12 protein-coding genes and 1 riboswitch are annotated in these 16,647 nt (G+C 73.1%); of the genes, 7 read left to right on the top strand and 5 right to left on the bottom strand.

Annotated features, from left to right (window positions below):
• The first annotated feature begins 52 nt into the window (after window positions 1-52).
• Entirely contained in the window at window positions 53-1,099 is a 1,047-nt protein-coding gene (locus tag ABZ858_RS13030) for an ABC transporter substrate-binding protein (RefSeq protein WP_361375872.1), read from the top strand.
• 113 nt (window positions 1,100-1,212) lie between these two features.
• Here ABZ858_RS13030 and ABZ858_RS13025 read toward each other — a convergent pair whose 3' ends face one another.
• The 3 genes from ABZ858_RS13025 to ABZ858_RS13015 form a co-directional block, all read right to left on the bottom strand.
• Window positions 1,213-2,970: a sensor histidine kinase gene (locus tag ABZ858_RS13025; RefSeq protein WP_361375869.1), complete on the bottom strand. Its 1,758-nt coding sequence runs from the start codon at window positions 2,968-2,970 to the stop codon at window positions 1,213-1,215.
• A gap of 236 nt (window positions 2,971-3,206) precedes the next feature.
• Complete coding sequence (locus tag ABZ858_RS13020; RefSeq protein ID WP_361375866.1) at window positions 3,207-4,181, bottom strand: sucrase ferredoxin; 975 nt, start codon at window positions 4,179-4,181, stop codon at window positions 3,207-3,209.
• Between the two features lie 54 nt (window positions 4,182-4,235).
• Complete coding sequence (locus ABZ858_RS13015; protein ID WP_361375863.1) at window positions 4,236-5,495, bottom strand: citrate synthase; 1,260 nt, start codon at window positions 5,493-5,495, stop codon at window positions 4,236-4,238.
• A 99-nt stretch (window positions 5,496-5,594) separates the two neighbouring features.
• On the opposite strand from ABZ858_RS13015, the gene ABZ858_RS13010 reads away from it, so the two are divergent.
• Window positions 5,595-6,761, top strand: coding sequence for a citrate synthase (locus ABZ858_RS13010; RefSeq protein ID WP_361375860.1), 1,167 nt, complete (start codon window positions 5,595-5,597; stop codon window positions 6,759-6,761).
• A gap of 92 nt (window positions 6,762-6,853) precedes the next feature.
• Entirely contained in the window at window positions 6,854-8,116 is a 1,263-nt protein-coding gene (locus ABZ858_RS13005; protein WP_361375857.1) for a GTP-binding protein, read from the top strand.
• Here ABZ858_RS13005 and ABZ858_RS13000 read toward each other — a convergent pair.
• Complete coding sequence (locus ABZ858_RS13000) at window positions 8,113-10,569, bottom strand: DNA topoisomerase IV subunit A (RefSeq protein ID WP_361375854.1); 2,457 nt, start codon at window positions 10,567-10,569, stop codon at window positions 8,113-8,115. The two genes, ABZ858_RS13005 and ABZ858_RS13000, sit on opposite strands and share 4 nt — an antisense overlap.
• A 420-nt stretch (window positions 10,570-10,989) precedes the next feature.
• On the opposite strand from ABZ858_RS13000, the gene ABZ858_RS12995 reads away from it, so the two are divergent.
• The 4 genes from ABZ858_RS12995 to ABZ858_RS12980 all read left to right on the top strand — a co-directional run bounded on the left by ABZ858_RS12995 (window position 10,990) and on the right by ABZ858_RS12980 (window position 15,837).
• On the top strand, window positions 10,990-12,363 hold the full coding sequence (locus tag ABZ858_RS12995; protein WP_361375851.1) for a pitrilysin family protein: 1,374 nt from the start codon (window positions 10,990-10,992) through the stop codon (window positions 12,361-12,363).
• A complete protein-coding gene (locus ABZ858_RS12990; RefSeq protein WP_361375848.1) occupies window positions 12,360-13,748 on the top strand; it encodes a pitrilysin family protein in 1,389 nt (462 codons plus the stop codon). The genes ABZ858_RS12995 and ABZ858_RS12990 overlap by 4 nt, the downstream gene beginning before the upstream one ends.
• Window positions 13,749-13,979: 231 nt before the next feature.
• Window positions 13,980-14,142: riboswitch (cyclic di-AMP (ydaO/yuaA leader) on the top strand.
• Between the two features lie 12 nt (window positions 14,143-14,154).
• The gene (locus ABZ858_RS12985) at window positions 14,155-14,913 is read left to right on the top strand and encodes a peptidoglycan DD-metalloendopeptidase family protein (protein ID WP_361375845.1); all 759 of its coding nucleotides are present in this window, start codon (window positions 14,155-14,157) and stop codon (window positions 14,911-14,913) included.
• A gap of 264 nt (window positions 14,914-15,177) precedes the next feature.
• A complete protein-coding gene (locus tag ABZ858_RS12980; RefSeq protein WP_361375843.1) occupies window positions 15,178-15,837 on the top strand; it encodes a GntR family transcriptional regulator in 660 nt (219 codons plus the stop codon).
• A gap of 347 nt (window positions 15,838-16,184) precedes the next feature.
• Here ABZ858_RS12980 and ABZ858_RS12975 read toward each other — a convergent pair whose 3' ends face one another.
• Window positions 16,185-16,466 carry an HPr family phosphocarrier protein gene (locus ABZ858_RS12975; protein WP_361375840.1) on the bottom strand — a complete coding sequence of 94 codons (282 nt, stop codon included), beginning with the start codon at window positions 16,464-16,466 and terminating at the stop codon, window positions 16,185-16,187.
• Window positions 16,467-16,647: the final 181 nt, after the last annotated feature.

Here is a 16,647-nt window from a genome sequence, read left to right as displayed (position 1 = left end):
AGCCCGTCCTCCGCCTCCTCGTACCGCCCTCTCACAAGGACGTGAAACCGTCATGCGCAAGACCACCAGAGTCGTGGCGCCGGCCGCCGCCGGCCTGCTCGCCCTGTCCTGTCTCACCGCCTGCGCCAACGACGCGGCCGGTTCCTCGTCGGGGGGCAATGGCAAGGGACAGCACGTCAAGATCATGGTCGGCGGCCTGGACAAGGTCATCTACCTGCCCGCGATGCTCACCCAGCGCCTCGGCTACTTCGACGCCGAGGGCCTGAACGTGGAACTGCTGAGCGAGCCCGCCGGTGTCCAGGCCGAGACCGCGCTCGTCTCCGGCCAGGTCCAGGGCGCCGTCGGCTTCTACGACCACACCCTCGATCTCCAGGTCAAGGGCAAGGACATCGAGTCCGTGGTGCAGTTCTCGCACGCGCCCGGCGAGGTGGAGGTCGTCTCCGGCAAGGCGGCGGGCGACATCACCTCACCGAAGGACTTCAAGGGCAAGAAACTCGGCGTCACCGGGCTCGGCTCCTCGACCGACTTCCTCACCAAGTACCTCGCGGTCCAGAACGGCGTGGACGTCGGCGAGTTCACCCCGGTCGCCGTCGGTGCCGGACCCACCTTCGTCTCCGCCCTCCAGCAGGGCTCCATCGACGCCGGCATGACGACCGACCCGACCGTCGCGACGATCCTGGACAAGAAGGCCGGCAGGATCCTGCTCGACATGCGGACCCCCGAGGGGGCGCAGGCCGCGCTCGGCGGCCCGTACCCGTCGTCAAGTCTGTACATGCAGACGGACTGGGTCAACGGTCACAAGGACACCGTCCAGAAGCTGGTCAACGCGCTCGTCAAGACACTCAAGTGGATGTCCACCCACAGCGCCTCCGAGATCGCCGCCAAGATGCCCGCCGACTACTCACAGGGCGACAAGACGCTCTACGCCGAGGCGATCAAGAGCACCCTGCCCATGTTCACCAAGGACGGCGTCATGCCCGTCAACGGTCCCGAGACCGTCGAGAAGGTCCTCAAGGCGTTCAACCCCAACGTCAAGAACGCCGAGGTGGACCTGAGCAGGACGTACACCACGGAGTTCGTGAAGAAGGCCACCGGCTGACGCCCGACGCGTGTCCTCAGCGGCGGGCCGCCCACACGCAACGGTGTGAGGGCGGCCCGCGATCTCCTGGGCCGACAGGGGCTCTTCGGCCTCCTTCAGGGACCGCCGGACGATCAGCGCGGCTCCTGCTCGCCGTCGTGCGACGGGCCGCCGAGGACGGGCTCCACAGCGGCGGGACCCGGATGCGCGGGGTGCGGACGTGCGGAACCTGGACGTGCGGGGCCCGCACCGGCCGGAGCCGTGCCCAGGGGCTCCAGGTCCGGCCCGGCGAGCGCCTCCGGCAGGACCACCGTGAACTCCGCGCCCCCGCCGCGCGCCTCGCCCACCGTCACGCTCCCGCCCTGCCGTTCGGCGAGCCGGCGCACCAGCGGGAGACCGATGCCGCGCCGGCCGTGCGCGGGCGGCCGCTTGGTGGACCAGCCCTCGGTGAAGACCAGACCACGCTGGGCCGCCGGAACGCCCGGCCCGGTGTCGCAGACCCGCAGGACGGCGGTACGCCCCTCGGTGCGCAGTTCGACCTCCACGCGCGCGTGCGGGGTCGCCGCGACCGCGTCGAGAGCGTTGTCCACCAGATTGCCGACGATCGTCACCAGCCCCCTGGGATCGACCAGCCGGTCCGGCAGCCACGTCCGGTCCGAGATCCACAGCGCGGCGCCGCGCTCGGCCGCGACGGTCGCCTTGCCGACGAGCAGGGCGGCGAGCAGCGGGTCCCGGATCTTCTCGGTGACCTGCTCGGCGGTGGCCCGGTGGTCGCCGACCACCTCCCCGATGAACTCCACCGCGTCCTCGTACATCTCCAGCTCCAGCAGCCCGAGCAGCGTGTGCATGCGGTTGGCGTGCTCGTGGTCCTGGGCGCGCAGCGCGTCGATCAGCCCGCGCGTGGAGTCCAGTTCCCGGCCGAGCTGCTCCAGTTCGGTGCGGTCGCGCAGGGTGGCGACGGCGCCGCCGTCGTCGGTGGGCATCCGGTTGGCGACCAGGACCCGCTGTCCGCACACGGTGAGCAGGTCCGTGCCGCTGACCCGTCCGGCCAGCACGTCGGTGGTACGGCCCGCGCCGAGCGTTTCGTCGAGCGACCGGCCGACAGCCTCGTCACCGATGCCGAGCAGCCGCCGCGCCTCGTCGTTGAGCAACCGGACCCGGCCGCCGCGGTCCAGGGCCACGACGCCCTCCCGGATGCCGTGCAGCATCGCCTCCCGCTCGGCGAGCAGCCCCGCGATGTCCGAGAAGGCCAGGTCCCGCGTCTGGCGCTGCACCCGCCGGGAGACCAGCCAGGCGGCCAGCGCGCCCACGGCCAGGGCGCCGCCGGCGTACGCGAGCAGGCCCGGGACGGCGTGCCCGAGCCGGGCGCGGACGCTGTCGTAGGCGATGCCGACCGAGACCGCCCCGACGAGGCGGTGCCCGGTGTCGTACAGCGGCACCTTGCCGCGGGCCGAGCGGCCCAGGGTGCCGGTGTCGATCTGCATGACGTCCCGGCCGGCGAGAGCGGCACCGGGGTCCGTGGAGACGTGCTCGCCGATCTGCCGCGGGTCCGCGTGCGACCAGCGGGTTCCCCGCAGGTCCATCACCACGACGTACTCGGCGCCGGTGGCCTTCCGTATCCGCTCCGCCGTGCGCTGCACCGGACCGTCCGCGCGCGGCGCGGTGTTCTGGAGGTCGCGGGCGACCTGGGGGTCCTGGGCGGTGGTCTGGGCGATGGCGAGCGCGCGGCGCATCGCCTGGTCGTCGAGTTGATGGCCGAGCGGTGCGAGGAACAGCCCGGTCGCGAGGACCGCGACCCCCGCGGCGATCGCCAGCTGCATCAGCAGCACCTGCGAGAACACCCGCCGGGGCAGGCGCAGGCGCCGACGGCGTGCGGGGGGAGGGGGGCTCATGCCGATGACGGTACGCGGGGCGCTGGGGGCGGCCCCCGGAGGTGCGGTGGGGATCTCCCGGGTGATCAGCCGGGAGGGGGCGGGGAGCGACCGCTTTCCAGGTGGGGCGATGCGCCCGACCGGTGCCCCGGCGGGGCGATCACATGCGGTCTGTTCCCGGCGGGACGGTCACGCTGCCTGTCACGGCTGGGATCGTGCCGCCTCGCACCTCGCCCGACCGCACCGCCCGTCGTGTCTCAGCGGGACGGTCCGTGCACCGCCAGTTCCCGGACGGCCTCCACGTCCATGCGGGCCGGTGCGCCCAGCACCGCCGCTCCGCAGCTTTCCGGGCGGGTCGGCAGGGAGGCGCCCTGGGCCACGGTGACGTGCCAGCAGCGCCCGTCGGTGTGGGTGACGGTCACCTCCCAGCGGGGTGCGGCGCCATGGGGTCCCGGGGCGGCGCCGGTGTCCAGGGCGTCGGTGCGTACGACGCGCAGCGCGTCCGCGCGGTGCTCGCCGGCCGCCGCGCGCACGGCCAGCTCCGCGGCCTGTCCCGGGCGTTCCCAGGCGGTGCGGCCCCGGCAGCCCTCCAGGACCACCCGGCCCTCGCGGACGCCGCGCAGGGCCTCCTTGACGGAGTGCGCCTCGGCCCTGCCGTAGGCGTACCCGTACGGCAGGACCAGCAGGGTCGGTGAGAAGCGGTGGCCGCCGAGGTGGGTGACCTCCCAGGCGCCGCGGACCCCGGAGGCGGCCAGTTCCGCGGCGAGGGGCCGGCCGAGCAGCGCGCAGCACCGGTCGCGCTTGCCGTTGGTGCAGACGAGCGCGAGCGGGTCCCCGGTGTGCGGCCGTCCCCGGAGCACCGTGCCGAAGGAGTGGTGCTCACCCCTGCCCAGGGCGGCGAAATCGAGGCTCAGCAGGCGCTCCGGGTCGGCGGTCATGGCGCTGTGCAGCCATGCGTTGCCGGGAACGGTGTGGGCCGCGTACACCTGCCGCACGGACGGCGTATGGCAGTCGGCGTGCCGTCCGGGGCGGCGGATGAGCGCCACCCGGACGCCGGTGCCCTGGGCCGCCTTCTCCAGGGCCCGCCCCAGGGCCGGGGCCAGGTGACTGGAGGTGAGCGCCTTGGCGCCCCAGGGGCCGGATTGTTCCAGCAGCAGCCAGGTCGTCGCCGTGGGCGCGGTGGCGGCCGGCGACTCGTCGAGTTGCCGGGAGGCGGTCGAGCACGTACTCACACAGGTGAGCCTAACCTGACTGGGCGTACGGCGACTTCCGGCCGTCGGGGTGACCTACCCCGGCAGCGGCCGTGGCGGGCGCGGGCCCACGTACCGGCCGCTCGGGCGCATGCGCAGCGGGCGCTCGCCGTACTCCTCCAGGGCGTGCGCGATCCAGCCCGCCGTGCGGGCCACCGCGAAGATGGTCTCGCTCGCGGAGGAGGGCATGCCGCAGGAGGCGGTGAGCACGGCCAGGGCCAGGTCGACGTTGGCGTGCAGCGGGGTGTGGCGGGCGGTGGTGGCCACGATGTCGCGGGCGGCGGCCAGGGCAGGGGCGGCCCGCGGGATCTCCTCCAGGAGGCCGAACAGCGCCCGCGCGCGCGGGTCCTCGCCCTGGTAGAGACGGTGGCCGAGACCGGGGACGCGGCGGCCCTCGCGCAGTTCGTCGGCGATGACCGGGCCCGCCGAGCCCCGGTCCAGCACCTCCAGGATCAGCCGGTGGGCGAGGCCGCCGGCCGCGCCGTGCAGCGGGCCCTCGATCACCCCGAGTCCGGCGGAGACGGCGGCGTAGGCGTGCGCGCGGGCGGAGGCGGCCACCCGCACGGCGAGCGTCGAGGCGGCCAGGTCGTGGTCGACCAGCAGGGCGAGTGCCGAGTCCAGGGCGGCCAGCGACGCCTCGTCGGCGTCCTGCCCGGTCAGCCGGGCCCACAGCCGGTGGGCGAGCGGGCCCTGGTCGCGGGGGCGGCCGCGGCGGGCCGGGGGCAGGGCGGCCACGAGGGTGGGGATGAGGACCCGCGCGGTGCCGAGCACGGCGTCCTCGGACAGGTCGAAGCGCAGCGGGTCCGCGGCCGCGGCGGCGATGGCGGCGACGCGCAGCCGGTCGGTGGGCCCGGCGTGCTCGGGCAGCGCCTCCACGGCACGGCGGGCCGCGGCGACGGATGTCTCGGGGGCGGTGAAGACGGCGTCCGGGCGGAGCCGGCCGGTCCACACCCACTCGGCGACCTCCTCGTAGGAGTGCCGCCGGGCGAGGTCGACGGCGTCCACCCCGCGGTAGTAGTACCGGTCCTCGTCGATGAGCGTGATCCCGGTGCGCACCGACAGCTCACCGCCCTGGCCCGCGCTCCCGCCGCCCTCCCGCCGGTTGCGGCGGGCGAGCGCCTCGACCTCCAGTGCGTCGAAGGTGCTGCCACGGCCGCCCGGTTCGCGTCTGCTGCCGAGCTGGCCGCGGCTGACGTAGGCGTACACGGTCTCGGGCTTCACGCCGAGCAGTTCGGCGGTCTCCCTGGTGGTCAGCCGCCGCCCCGCGGTCCCGGCGGCGGGTTCGTGATCGCGCATGGGCACACCGTATCCGTCTCGTGATTGCATTGATTCAATCAATATTGACAGGTCTGAAGTCAAGCATGGACAGTCAAATCAAGTCAGGGAGGAAACGACATGTCCATCAACAGGGCCACCGCCCCCCTCGTCGACGTACCGCGCGGCCTCGCGGGCGTCGTCGTCACCGACACCGGGATCGGGGACGTACGGGGCACCGAGGGCTTCTACCACTACCGCCAGTACTCGGCCGTCGACCTCGCGCGGACCCGGCGCTTCGAGGACGTCTGGCACCTCCTGGTCCACGGCGAACTGCCGGACGCCGGGCAGAGCGCCGCCTTCGCCGCCCGCACGGCCGCCCTGCGCCGGCTGCCCGCCGAGGTACGCGCGGCCCTGCCCGCGATCGCGGCGGCCGCCCGCCCCGCGGGAGCGCTCGCCGGAATGCGCACCGCGCTGTCCCTGCTGGGCGCGGCGCGCAACTTCCGCCCGGTCTACGACATCGACGCGGACCGGCGCCGCGAGGACACCCTCGTGGCCTGCGCGGCCGTACCCACACTGCTGACCGCCCTGCACCGGCTGGGCGGCGGACTCGCACCGGTGGAGCCGCGCGAAGACCTCTCGTACGCCGCGAACTACCTCTACATGCTGACCGGCTCGGACCCGGACCCGCGGCGCGCACGGGCGATCGAGCAGTACCTGATCTCCACCATCGACCACGGCTTCAACGCGTCGACCTTCACGGCGCGCGTCGTCGCGTCCACCGGCGCGGACGTGGCCGCCTGCCTGGTGGGCGCGGTGGGAGCCCTGTCGGGGCCGCTGCACGGCGGCGCGCCCAGCAGGGCACTGGACACCCTGGACGCGATCGGCACCCCGGACCGGATCGACTCCTGGATCCGCGAACGGGTCCTGGGCGGCGACCGCGTCATGGGCTTCGGCCACGCCGTCTACCGGACCGAGGACCCCCGCTCCCGCATGCTCCGCGACATCGCCCGGCAGTTCGGCGGACCACGGGTCGAGTTCGCCGCCGAGGTCGAACGCCGGGTCGAGGCCATCCTCGCGGAGTTGAAACCCGGCCGGGAACTTCACACGAACGTGGAGTTCTACGCGGGCGTCGTCATGGAACTCTGCGGGCTGCCCCGCGAGATGTTCACCCCCACCTTCGCGGCGGGCCGCGTGGTGGGCTGGAGCGCCAACATCCTGGAACAGGCGCAGGACCCGAAGATCATCAGGCCGGTGGCACGGTACGTCGGACCGGAGCCGCCGGTGGCCGTGCCGGCCCTGTGGTGATCCGCCGGCTCGTATCCTGGGACCGTACGCAGTCCTCGTAGGCGCGCCGGGCCGAGAGCCGGCGCCCGCGTCGGTGGGAGAGAGGTCGCGCGGTGAGCCAGCCGAGCAAGGAGCCGGAACCGAGCCGGACCGGTCAGCAGATCCCCGTCGTCGTGCTCGCCGGGTTCCTCGGTTCCGGGAAGACCACCCTCCTCAACCACCTCCTCCACCACAGCGGCGGCAGCCGCATCGGCGCGATCGTCAACGACTTCGGCGCCATCGAGATCGATGCCATGGCGGTCGCGGGCGCGCTCGGCGACTCCACCGTCTCCCTCGGCAACGGATGCCTGTGCTGCGCCGTCGACGCCGGTGAGCTGGACGACTACCTCGGCCGGCTCACCCGCCCTGGCACCGGCGTCGACGTGATCGTCATCGAGGCCAGCGGGCTCGCCGAACCCCAGGAACTGGTCCGCATGGTGCTGGCCAGCGAGAACCCCAGGGTCGTCTACGGCGGGCTCGTCGAGGTCGTCGACGCCGCCGAGTTCGACGCCACGCGCGCCCGGCACCCGGAGATCGACCGGCACCTCGCGCTGGCCGACCTCGTCGTCGTCAACAAGGCCGACCGGGCCGAGGGCGGCGCCGAACGGGTGCTCACTACCGTGCGGTCCCTCGTCGAGGGGGCCGCCGTCGTGGCGGCCTCCTACGGCCGCGTCGACCCCGAGTTCCTCTTCGACTGCCGGCCCGGTGAGGAGCGTGTCGGGCAGCTGTCCTTCGACGACCTGCACCTGCTCGACGAGGACGGCGGCGCCGACCACCACACCGGCCATCTGCACACCGGCCATCTGCACACCGGCTACGACAGCCTCTCCTTCACCTCCGACACGCCGCTGGACCCCCGCCGGCTGATGTCCTTCCTGGACAGCCGCCCCGACGGGCTCTACCGCATCAAGGGGTACGTCGGCTTCGGCGCCCACGACCCCCGCAACCGCTACGCCGTGCACGCCGTCGGGCGGTTCCTGCGCTTCTACCCCGAGCCCTGGCCGCCCGGCGGGCCGCACCGCACCCAGCTCGTGCTGATCGGCTCCGGCATCGACACGTCCGCCCTCGACAAGGAACTGCGCGCGTGCGCGCAGGACACCCCGCACGCCGACGAGCACGGCATGTGGGGCGTCCTGCGCTACGTGCGCGGCCCCGAGGCCGAGGACTCCGCGGAGCCCGATGAACCGGTGGAGTCCCCGGAGCCCGCGGAAGCCATGGAGCCCGACGAATCCGCGGGCCCCATGGAGCCCGATGAGCCCCTGGAGCCCGACGAACCAGCCAAGGGACCCATGGAGTCCGACGACCCCACGGGCCCCGGCGAGGACCCGCCCGCCTAGGCGGGCCCCGCCACCACCGCCACCGTCTTCGCCAGCGACACGCCCGAGCCGTCGCGGCGCGGGTCGATCTCGGGCAGTTCGGCCGGGGTGCCGTTCTTCTGGGCGGCGAGCGCCGGGACGGGTCCCGCCCAGGCGAACGACAGGCAGTCCTCGCCCTTCAGGAACCGCTGACAGCGCACCCCGCCGGTGGCCCGCCCCTTGCGCGGGTACTGGTCGAACGGCGTCACCTTGGCCGTCGTCTGCACGGAGTCGACCAGCGTCCCGCGCGAACCCGCGACGGTGAACACCACCGCCTCCACGGCCGGGTCCACGGCCGTGAACGAGATGACCCTGGCGCCCTCGGTGAGCTTGACACCCGCCATGCCGCCGGCCGGGCGGCCCTGCGGGCGGACCTGGGCGGCCTGGTAGCGCAGGAGCTGCGCGTCGTCCGTGATGAAGACCAGATCCTCGTCACCGGTGCGCAGCTCGGCCGCGCCGACGATCCGGTCACCCTCCTTGAGGGTGATGACCTCCAACTCCTCCTTGTTGGACGGATAGTCGGGCACCACCCGCTTGACCACACCCTGCGCGGTGCCGATCGCCAGGCCCGGCGACGACTCGTCCAGCGTGGTCAGGCACACCACCGTCTCGTCGTCCTCCAGGGACACGAACTCGGCGATCGGCGCCCCTCCGGAGAGGTTCGGCGCCGCGTCCGTGGGGGGCAGCTGGGGCAGGTCGACGACGTTCACCCGCAGCAGGCGGCCGGCCGACGTCACGACGCCCACCTCGCCGCGGGCCGTGGCCGGGACCGCGGAGACGATCACGTCGTGCTTGCTCCGCCTGCCGCCCGCCTCCCGCGCGAAGGGCTCCCTGTCGGCCGTACGGGCCAGCAGCCCCGTGGAGGACAGCAGGACCCGGCACGGGGTGTCCGCCACCTGCAGCGGCACCGCCGCGACCTGCACGGCACCCGCCTCCAGGAGCACCGTGCGCCGGGCGTTGCCGAACTTCTTGGCCACCGCCCCCAGTTCCGCCGAGACCAGCTTGCGCAGCTCCGCGTCGGAGTCCAGGATCCGGGTCAGCTCCTCGATCTCCGCGTTGAGCCGCTCCTTCTCCGCCTCCAGCTCGATGCGGTCGTACTTGGTCAGGCGGCGCAGCGGGGTGTCCAGGATGTACTGGGTCTGGATCTCGCTCAGCGAGAACCGCTCCATCAGGCGCTGCTTGGCCTGCGCCGAGTTCTCGCTGGACCGGATCAGCCGGATGACCTCGTCGATGTCGACCAGCGCGGTGAGCAGGCCCTCGACCAGGTGCAGCCGGTCGCGCCGCTTGCCGCGGCGGTACTCGCTGCGGCGCCGTACGACGTTGAAGCGGTGGTCGAGGTAGACCTCGAGGAGTTCCTTCAGGCCCAGGGTGAGGGGCTGGCCGTCGACCAGGGCGACGTTGTTGATGCCGAAGGACTCCTCCATCGGCGTCAGCTTGTAGAGCTGCTCCAGGACCGCCTCCGGCACGAAGCCGTTCTTGATCTCGATGACCAGGCGCAGCCCGTGCTCGCGGTCGGTGAGGTCCTTGACGTCGGCGATGCCCTGGATCTTCTTCGACCCGACCAGATCCTTGATCTTGGCGATCACCTTCTCCGGGCCGACCGTGAAGGGCAGTTCGGTGACGACCAGGCCCTTGCGGCGGGCGGTCACCGTCTCCACCGAGACCGTGGCGCGGATCTTGAAGGTGCCGCGGCCCGTCTCGTAGGCGTCGCGGATCCCGGACAGGCCGACGATCCGGCCGCCGGTGGGCAGGTCGGGGCCCGGGACGTGCCGCATCAGGGCGTCCAGGTCCGCGTTGGGGTGGCGGATCAGGTGGCGGGCGGCCGCGATGACCTCGCCGAGGTTGTGCGGCGGCATGTTCGTGGCCATGCCGACGGCGATGCCCGACGAGCCGTTCACCAGCAGGTTCGGGAAGGCGGCGGGCAGCGCCACCGGCTCCTGCTCCTGGCCGTCGTAGTTCGGCGCGAAGTCGACCGTGTCCTCGTCGATCGACTCGGTCATCAGGCTCGTCGCCTCGGCCATGCGGCACTCGGTGTACCGCATCGCGGCCGGCGGGTCGTCGTTGCCCAGGGAACCGAAGTTGCCGTGGCCGTCGACCAGGGGGACGCGCATCGAGAAGGACTGGGCCAGGCGCACCAGCGCGTCGTAGATCGACGCGTCGCCGTGCGGGTGGAGCTTGCCCATGACCTCGCCGACGACGCGGGCGCACTTCACATAGCCGCGTTCGGGGCGCAGGCCCATCTCGTTCATCTGGTAGACGATGCGCCGGTGCACCGGCTTGAGGCCGTCGCGGGCGTCCGGCAGGGCGCGCGAGTAGATGACCGAATACGCGTACTCGAGGAAGGAGCCCTGCATCTCGTCGACGACGTCGATGTCGAGGATCTTCTCCTCGAACGGGTCGTCGGGCGGCGGGGTCTTCGTGCTGCGGCGGGCCATCGCTGCCGGCTCCTTGCTGAAGCGTGGACGGGATCTGACGCCGACCATTGTGGACCGCCGGACTGACAACGCGGACCAGACCCCACCCCGCGGACGTCAAGACGGCCGTTCCCGGGGGGCTTCCGGCCCGGTAGGGAACCCGTCCCGCGGCGGCGGTGGCCGCCCGGCACGACCGGCGCGCGCGGGCGCGTCCCGCCACCTGCGCGCCTCCCGCCCCCCCGGCGTACCGCACCCGGCGCTCACGGCCGCCGCCCTCGGCCGCCCACGTCCGGCACTCGCGCGCCCCCTCGTTCGTTCTCGCTCTCGGCGTACGGCCCCGGCCCCGGGAACTTCGCCAGGCGTCCGCACGCTTGCATACAGTGGCAGGACCGGCAGGAACAGGGCGGTTTCCGGGCCGCCATCGCGATCGAAGGGACGTACATGCCCATGGGTCACACGGCCGCAGCCGAGGCAGGCTCCGGCGGCCTGACAGCGACCGAGCACCGCCTGGCCAACGGCCTGCGCGTGGTGCTCTCCGAGGACCACCTGACCCCGGTCGCGGCGGTGTGCCTCTGGTACGACGTCGGCTCCCGTCACGAGGTCAAGGGGCGCACCGGCCTGGCTCACCTTTTCGAGCACCTGATGTTCCAGGGCTCCGCCCAGGTGACGGGCAACGGCCACTTCGAGCTGGTGCAGGGCGCCGGCGGCTCGCTCAACGGCACCACCAGCTTCGAGCGCACCAACTACTTCGAGACCATGCCCGCCCACCAGCTGGAGCTGGCCCTGTGGCTGGAGGCCGACCGCATGGGCTCGCTGCTGGCCGCCCTCGACGAGGAGTCGATGGAGAACCAGCGCGACGTCGTCAAGAACGAACGCCGCCAGCGCTACGACAACGTCCCCTACGGCACCGCCTTCGAACGGCTGACCGCCCTCGCCTATCCGGAGGGCCACCCGTACCACCACACGCCCATCGGGTCCATGGCGGACCTGGACGCGGCCACCCTGGAGGACGCCCGGGCGTTCTTCCGGACGTACTACGCGCCCAACAACGCCGTCCTGTCGGTCGTCGGCGACATCGACCCGGAGCGGACGCTCGCCTGGGTCGAGAAGTACTTCGGCTCCATCGAGTCCCACGACGGCAAGCCCCAGCCCCGCGACGGCTCGCTGCCCGAGGTCATCGGCGGGCAGCTGCGCGAGGTCGTCGAGGAGGAGGTGCCGGCCCGCGCCCTGATGGCCGCCTACCGGCTCCCGCACGACGGCACGCGCGCGTGCGACGCGGCCGACCTCGCGCTGACCGTCCTCGGCGGCGGCGAGTCCTCCCGCCTGTACAACCGGCTGGTGCGCCGCGACCGCACCGCCGTCGCCGCCGGGTTCGGCCTGCTGCGCCTGGCCGGCGCGCCCTCCCTGGGCTGGCTGGACGTGAAGACCTCCGGTGACGTCGAGGTCCCGGTCATCGAGGCCGCCATCGACGAGGAGCTGGCCCGGTTCGCCGAGGACGGCCCGACCGCCGAGGAGATGGAGCGCGCCCAGGCGCAGCTGGAGCGCGAGTGGCTGGACCGGCTCGGCACGGTCGCCGGCCGCGCCGACGAACTGTGCCGCTACGCCGTCCTGTTCGGCGACCCGCAGCTCGCCCTGACCGCCGTCCAGCGCGTCCTGGAGGTGACTCCGGAGGAGGTCCAGGAGGTCGCCAAGGCCCGGCTGCGTCCCGACAACCGCGCGGTCCTCGTCTACGAGCCGACCCCGGCCGACGCACAGGAGACGGCACCGGACGCGGACGCCGCGGCCACCGACGACACCGAGGAGGCGGCGAAGTGACCCAGCTCGCCACGATGGACTTCCACCCCCGGCCCCAGGCGGGCGAGGCCACCCCGTGGGCGTTCCCGGCCCCCGAGCGCGCCACCCTGGACAACGGTATGACGGTGCTGCGCTGCCACCGCCCCGGCCAGCAGGTCGTCGCCGTGGAGGTACTCCTCGACGCCCCCCTGGACACCGAGCCGGCCGGCCTGGACGGCGTCGCCACGATCATGGCGCGGGCCTTCTCCGAGGGCACCGACCAGCACTCCGCCGAGGAGTTCGCCGCCGAACTGGAGCGCGCGGGCGCCACCTTGGACACGCACGCCGACCACCCCGGCGTACGCCTGAGCCTGGAAGTCCCGGCCTCCCGCCTCGCCAAGGGCCTCGGCCTGCTGTCCGACGCCCTGCGGGCGCCCGCGTTCGCCGAGTCCGAGATCGAGCGGCTGGTGCGCAACCGGCTCGACGAGATCCCGCACGAGCTGGCCAACCCCTCCCGCCGTGCCGCCAAGGAACTCTCCAAGGAGCTGTTCCCGGCCGGCGCGCGCATGTCACGGCCGCGCCAGGGCACCGAGGAGACCGTCAGCGCCGTCGACGCGGCCGCCGTCCGCGCCTTCTACGACCGGCACGTACGCCCGGCCACGGCCACCGCCGTGGTCGTCGGCGACCTCACCGGCATCGACCTCGACGAGCTGCTCGGCCAGACCCTGGGCACCTGGACGGGCTCGCCCGCCAAGCCGCACCCGGTGCCGCCGGTGACGGCCGACGACACCGGCCGCGTGGTCATCGTGGACCGTCCCGGCGCCGTCCAGACCCAGCTGCTCATCGGCCGGATCGGACCCGACCGGCACGACCGCGTCTGGCCCGCCCAGGTGCTCGGCACCTACTGCCTCGGCGGCACCCTCACCTCCCGCCTGGACCGCGTCCTGCGCGAGGAGAAGGGCTACACCTACGGGGTGCGGTCGTTCGGCCAGGTGCTGCGCTCGGCCCCCGACGGCTCCGGCGCCGCGATGCTCGCGATCAGCGGCTCGTTCGACACGCCGAACACCGGCCCGGCCCTGGACGACCTCGTCACGGTGCTGCGCAAGCTCGCCGCCGAGGGCCTCACCGAGGCCGAACGGGACGTCGCCGTGCAGAACCTCGTCGGCGTGGCGCCGCTCAAGTACGAGACGGCCGCCGCCGTGGCGAGCACGCTGGCCGACCAGGTCGAGCAGCACCTGCCCGACGACTATCAGGCGAGGCTCTACCAGCAGCTCGCCGAGACCGGCACCGTCGAGGCCACCGCGGCGGTCGTCAACGCCTTCCCGGCGGACCGGCTGGTGACGGTCCTCGTCGGTGACGCGGCGCAGATCAAGGAGCCCGTGGAGGCCCTGGGTATCGGTCCGGTCACCGTCGTGGCCGCCGAGTAGCGGCGCTGCCCGGCCGCGTCCCGCGGCCGGCGCGCGACACGAGGCACGCGCGCGTGGGGCCCTGGTGACCGAAGCGTCACCAGGGCCCTGCCTTGTCCGAATTGGGGGAGAGGCTGCCTGTCTGCCCTGTGGCCTGCGCAACAAAAACACGGATCCGTTTGGGAATTGAAAGCGGCCGCCCTTAGCGTCGGTCCGGCTGTCCGTCAGGCAGTGCGCCGCACCCGCGGCACCGGACAGTCATCGCCGAGTCCCCGTACGGCGCGAGCCAGGGGAGCCGGGGACCCATCCAGTCCCTGGGGTGAATCGGACGTCCGCGCGCGAGCGCGGGGGCCCGTAGGAGACCTTCCTGCTCCGAACCCGTCAGCTAACCCGGTAGGCGAGAGGGAAGGAAAGGACCACCGTCTCCATGGCGTTCACGCGCGCCGCCGGGAAGCACCGCCGCCCTGGCCGGATGCACCGCACCACCGCCCGCGCGGCGGGTGTCGCGGCCCTCACCACCACCGGCGTCATCGGCACGCTCGCCGTCTCCCCGGCCCTGGCCGCCGAGACTCCCACCCCGCAGGACACCGGCCTGACCCCGGTCGTCTCCCTCGGTGACGTCGTCGCCGACAAGATCGACGCGCAGGCCACCGCCCAGATGCAGGCCGCCGAGCAGAAGAAGGCCCAGGAGGCCGCGCGCAAGCGGGCCGCCGAGCAGGCCCAGCAGGCGCGCGAGGCCAAGGAGCGCGCCGCCCGCGAGGCCGAGCGCAAGCGCCTCAACACCTTCGTGCCGCCCATCGCGGACTCCTACGTCTCCACCGGCTACAAGACCGGCGGCTCCCTGTGGTCCTCCGGTTCCCACACCGGCATCGACTTCCACGCCGCGAGCGGCACCACCGTGCACGCGGTCGGCGTCGGCACCGTCGTCCAGACCGGCTGGGGCGGCGCGTACGGCAACCAGATCGTGATCAGGATGGCCGACGGCATGTACACCCAGTACGGCCACCTGTCGTCCATCGGTGTCTCGGTGGGCCAGCAGGTCACCGCGGGCCAGCAGATCGCCCTGTCCGGCGCCACCGGCAACGTCACCGGACCGCACCTGCACTTCGAGGCCCGCACCACCCCGGACTACGGCTCCGACGTGGACCCCGTCGCCTACCTCCGCAAGCACGGCGTGAACGCCTGAGCGACGACACCGCACGCGCCCTGAGCGACACCGCACGCGGCGGCAGACCGAAAGCCCCGGCCCATCGGCCGGGGCTTTCGGCGTTCCGGACCCCTCGCCGCGCCGGGCCCGGCATTGTCCAAAAAATATCCATGGATTTTGGCCTGCCGTCGGAAATTCCCGCGCATTGTCATAGAGTCGCACAGGCGTGGATCGCGTCGTCATGGAGTCGCGGAACACGCGTTCATCGTCGGTGTCTCGCGGGAATTCAGGCGGAGGTCGGTCATGCGTGTTCCGGCGCACTCGGTGTGCACGGCGATCAGGGACGACATCGTCGCCGGTGTCCACGAGCGCGGCAGCCGGCTCACCGAGGAGGTCCTCGCCCGCCGCTACGGCGTCTCGCGCGTCCCCGTGCGCGAGGCGCTGCGCACCCTGGAGGCCGAGGGGTTCGTCGTGACCCGGCGGCATGTGGGCGCGTGCGTCGCGGAGCCGACCGAGCAGGAAGCGGCCGACCTCCTCGACATGCGGGCGCTGCTGGAGCCGCTGGGCGCCGCCCGGGCCGCCCAGCGCCGCACCGAGGCCCACCTGAAGGTGCTGCGCGGCCTGGTCGGGCTGGGCCGGGAGCGGGCCGCGCACGGCGGCGGCGAGGAACTGCGCTCCCTGGGGGCCTGGTTCCACGAGACGCTCGCCCAGGCGTGCGGCAGCTCCGCGCTGACCACGACGCTGATCCAGCTGCGGCACAAGACCGCCTGGATGTACACCGTGGAGACCCCGGCCGACCCCGCCGAGTCCTGGGCCGAGCACGGCGCCATCGTGGACGCGGTGGCACGCCGTGACGGGGAACGCGCCCGGGCCCTGACCGCCGTGCACACCGGCCGCGTACTGGCCGCGCACCGCGTGAGGAACGCGAAACGCGCCGTCAACACGACGAGCGCACGGAATTAACACGGGTGCCGTATACAAAAGGGAATGCCCGGCGGTGACGCGGACCGAGGGGGAGGGGAAATCTGCGGTATTGGCGAGCGCTGCCTTTTTCGTCGCCCGCGGGGCCTGCGGGAATGGGAAACGCCGCCGCCGGCGCGTGCCGGAAAATACGTGACGCCGGAACGTGCGGAACCCCGGAAAATACGTAACCCCGGAAAATACGTAACGCCGGGAAATGCGAAACCGCGCCGCCCGAAAAGGCGACGCGGTTCTCCCCGGCCCGAGCCGTCCGGTCGGTCCCAGCCGTCCGGTCGGTCCCAGCCGTCCGGTCGGTCCGAGCCGTCCGGTCGTGGCCCGAGCCGTCCGGCTCAGACCGTCTCGGGAAGCTCTTCGAGCCCCTCGGCGACCAGCTTGGCCAGCCGGTCCAGGGCGGCGTCCGCGCCCTCGGCGTCGGAGGCGAGGACGATCTCCTCGCCGCCCTGCGCGCCCAGGCCGAGGACGGCCAGCATGGAGGCCGCGTTGACGGGGTTGCCGTCGGCCTTGGAGATCGTCACGGGAACCCCTGAGGCCGTGGCGGCCCGGACGAAGATGGAAGCGGGGCGGGCGTGGAGGCCCTCGGCCCAGCCGACGTTGACGCGGCGCTCAGCCATGTGATGCTGCCCTTCAGGTGTCTCAGGTTGTCTAGACCAGTTTCCCACACGTTGGAGCACGCCCGGAGCGGCACGGTGTCCCACGCCCACAAGGGTGTGGAGCGGTGCCGGGCCGCGGCCTCGGTCCGGCACGGGTGACGCCCGCGCGTGGCCGCGTGTGTCCCCACAGACTGTCTCAGAC

The sequence above is a fragment of the Streptomyces sp. NPDC047017 genome (assembly GCF_040644175.1).
Classification (GTDB): domain Bacteria; phylum Actinomycetota; class Actinomycetes; order Streptomycetales; family Streptomycetaceae; genus Streptomyces.
This window is presented reverse-complemented; position numbering and strand designations above follow the sequence as displayed.

What these genes read in the sequence shown, in the direction of transcription:
- ABZ858_RS13030 (WP_361375872.1), top strand. Translation starts at nt 53, where the DNA reads ATGCGCAAGACCACCAGAGTCGTGGCGCCGGCCGCCGCCGGCCTGCTC.
- ABZ858_RS13025 (WP_361375869.1), bottom strand. Translation starts at nt 2,970, where the DNA reads ATGAGCCCCCCTCCCCCCGCACGCCGTCGGCGCCTGCGCCTGCCCCGG.
- ABZ858_RS13015 (WP_361375863.1), bottom strand. Translation starts at nt 5,495, where the DNA reads ATGCGCGATCACGAACCCGCCGCCGGGACCGCGGGGCGGCGGCTGACC.
- ABZ858_RS13010 (WP_361375860.1), top strand. Translation starts at nt 5,595, where the DNA reads ATGTCCATCAACAGGGCCACCGCCCCCCTCGTCGACGTACCGCGCGGC.
- ABZ858_RS13000 (WP_361375854.1), bottom strand. Translation starts at nt 10,569, where the DNA reads ATGGCCCGCCGCAGCACGAAGACCCCGCCGCCCGACGACCCGTTCGAG.
- ABZ858_RS12995 (WP_361375851.1), top strand. Translation starts at nt 10,990, where the DNA reads ATGCCCATGGGTCACACGGCCGCAGCCGAGGCAGGCTCCGGCGGCCTG.
- ABZ858_RS12985 (WP_361375845.1), top strand. Translation starts at nt 14,155, where the DNA reads ATGGCGTTCACGCGCGCCGCCGGGAAGCACCGCCGCCCTGGCCGGATG.
- ABZ858_RS12980 (WP_361375843.1), top strand. Translation starts at nt 15,178, where the DNA reads ATGCGTGTTCCGGCGCACTCGGTGTGCACGGCGATCAGGGACGACATC.
- ABZ858_RS12975 (WP_361375840.1), bottom strand. Translation starts at nt 16,466, where the DNA reads ATGGCTGAGCGCCGCGTCAACGTCGGCTGGGCCGAGGGCCTCCACGCC.